Genomic DNA, 2,781 nt, shown 5'->3' on the forward strand with positions numbered 1-2,781 from the left:
CCAACGTCGTAGAGTGCTAATAGAAACCCCCAAAGCTTGAGCGGCCTTACCTATCCCAACAAATCTATTCATAATACGTATTATTACATAGATATAAATAGATTACAAGTAAACTGTGTAAACCCTATAAGCTCCCCCTTTAATCATGATTTCGGTGAGCGTTCCGGAGAGTTTGAGAGGCGGATAGCTTCTCATTATAAAATAAATAAAGATTGTTTTAATTTGGTTGCAATCTCCTGAAATTACTTTATTAATTGGGATGTGATTTTGATCGTATACGCAACGGTCAATAGGGATTTGAAAGCCTGAAAACTCGCTAAACAAAAATCGATACCACTTTAATGGTATTCCCGGAATTCCGGGAGCTTTTGTCATGTCCAAGTGTTATAAACACTAAAAGCAAAAGGCTGATCGAGTTCAGTGCTTTCAAACTCCCGGAATACCAATGCGAGGGCGCTCGCACCCGGTGGGGGGAGTTAAGGTGCAAGCTGATAATCCATATTTTTATGATATTTCTATAGGCAAAAAAATTTGCTTAAAAAGAAAAATGATAGGAATGTCTCAAAAAGAATTAGCCAACCAGTTAGGTATAGTCTCTCAACAAATCCAAAATTACGAAAAAGGCTTAAATCGTGTAAGTGCGGGGCGCTTGAAGGAAATTGCTGATATCCTTAATGTTCTCATTTCCTTTTTTTTATGCTAATCTCTCAACAAAAGAAAATTCCACCACCATAGTGATTAAGGAATATCGAGCAAGGAAGAATAGATCCTTTTGAAAAATTTCAGAATGCTCCAACCTAAAAAACAGAAAGCAATTTTGTGTTTAATTTCTGATGAGAATAAAAAAATTTAAATACCTTCTTGCTAAACAATAAGTCATCATATATGTCTCTTTTGGGGAAAGAGGCGATAAAAATATCCCCGCGGATATTTCCCAATAACCTCTTTCTCCATTTTAAAAATTTAGAGAAAATCTGCATGTGTTTAAGTATGTGCATCATAATATCCTAATTAATCACCTCTCAATAGGCGATTATTATACTTTATTCGCCTTTACATCATTAGCTCCATCTACACTCATCAGAGCATAAAATGACCTTTCTAGATATAATTCGCCGCGATTTTCTTTAGCAATCATGCCACGCAGATACCCGCCGGGTGATTTTATGATTTCTCGATAATATTTTTCAATGATTATACCAATAGCGAGAGCGGCTTTTTTAATCCCCATAGTTTTTTTAGCTTCTTCGACGGCATGATTTGAAATTCCGTTCATTTTAGCTAAGAATTCCATAGATCCAATCAAATCCCTTTCAGATTGTAAACCATGTTTAAGGAACATAGCAGTATTAGGTAGCGCTTTAGCTAACAATTCTGGTCTGATTTGAGGCAATGAACTACCTTTTGAAAGAGATGAAATTTCGGTTTTGCCTTTTTCTCTTTTTTCATAAGCTATTTTATTGTGACCGAAGGTCACATTAGTAATTTGAGTGTGTTCAGATTTTTCTGAACACTCCTTTTTGTTACAATTAGAATTATGTTTAGGGGTTGTATATTCTATGTGTATCTTGTCAGCACAATACGTGTATCTTGTTTTTGATGTTTTTTGCCCAAAAAAACGTTGTAAAATCCACTCAAAAAGACGAATTGCTTTGTATAATTTTTCAAGAGAAGCTTTAGTTGGCCGGCCAACAATATAAATAATTTTTTGCACTCTAGAAAAAAGCAATGATATAAGCGGTGTTGCTTCCATTTCAGCGTAAGAGGTTTTAATTTGGCGCACTAATCCCTTAAAATAATGCAAAGCTTCATTCTTTTTATCATCAGCTTCCAGAGCTTCATCTGTTTTTTGCTTAAGTTCATGATATCGAGCAACAAGAATACGTAAATCAATACCGCAAGCTGTTACGATATCATCGCTATGGTTACGTATAGGATAGCGTTTAAAGTTGCCAGAATCCCGCATGACAATAAACCCCCCGTCATAAAGGCGTGAAAGTAAGAAACTAACACGTGACTCACTCCGTTTAATTTGAAATCCCAACCGTTTATTGCTTTTAAAAACGATAGGAACTCCGCCTTTTTCAAATGAATCTCTTGAAGCTGTCCTCAACAAATTCAAAAGAAGTTTAGCTTCACTCTCTTTAATGAAATTAGTCTGTTCCAGTTGATTAACCAATCCAATCAATTGACCACGGCTTACAGAACCAATCTCAGCACTTTCTGCTAATTTTCTGTATTCTATATGATGTACATCTATCCGTCTTCCAGATATTTTCTTAACCATAATTTTTAAAACCTCTCTATTAGAGGCAAAAAAATTTAAAAAATATCTCGTTTCTACAAAATTTCTCTTGCAGAAAACCCCGCGATAAATTAAATTGAAAATTACTGGTTTGAATTTAATTTATCGTTGATTTAATTTATCGCTAACGATATTCTTTAGAAACCCTTCTGTTTCCGCAGTTGGGTTTTTATTTTTCTGCCATTATATTGTCCTCTATTTTGAACGACTCATGACTTTACATAATGAGTCAAGATGCAACTATATTAAAAAGAAAAATCTTTTCAATATAGTAAAGGAAATTATGTCCCCGTTTTCCTATTCTCTAATTCAATATTTTTTGTGAAAACAACTTGCCTATCTTTAAAAACAGGGTTTACACAGTTTACTTGTAATCTATTTATATCTATGTAATAATACGTATTATGAATAGATTTGTTGGGATAGGTAAGGCCGCTCAAGCTTTGGGGGTTTCTATTAGCACTCTACGACGTTGG

The 2,781-nt window shown here is 34.5% G+C and carries 4 protein-coding genes; 2 read left to right on the plus strand and 2 right to left on the minus strand.

The annotated features are described in order from the left end of the window. Positions 1-72: MerR family transcriptional regulator (locus tag ABD915_RS10350; protein ID WP_486303703.1), on the minus strand; the 72-nt coding region annotated here is incomplete at its 3' end. Between the two features lie 484 nt (positions 73-556). Between ABD915_RS10350 and ABD915_RS10355 the strand changes: the two genes are divergently transcribed. Further along, positions 557-703 (plus strand): helix-turn-helix domain-containing protein, encoded by a 147-nt coding sequence (locus ABD915_RS10355; RefSeq protein ID WP_425548208.1) that lies wholly within the window; start codon positions 557-559, stop codon positions 701-703. Between the two features lie 333 nt (positions 704-1,036). Here the strand turns inward: ABD915_RS10355 and repC are convergent, their stop codons facing one another. Next, on the minus strand, positions 1,037-2,287 hold the full coding sequence (repC, locus tag ABD915_RS09245; RefSeq protein WP_345117602.1) for a plasmid replication protein RepC: 1,251 nt from the start codon (positions 2,285-2,287) through the stop codon (positions 1,037-1,039). A gap of 422 nt (positions 2,288-2,709) precedes the next feature. On the opposite strand from repC, the gene ABD915_RS10360 reads away from it, so the two are divergent. Beyond that, positions 2,710-2,781: MerR family transcriptional regulator (locus ABD915_RS10360; protein ID WP_486303703.1), on the plus strand; the 72-nt coding region annotated here is incomplete at its 3' end.

Source organism: Bartonella jaculi (assembly GCF_039543045.1).
Taxonomy (GTDB): Bacteria; Pseudomonadota; Alphaproteobacteria; order Rhizobiales; family Rhizobiaceae; genus Bartonella; species Bartonella jaculi.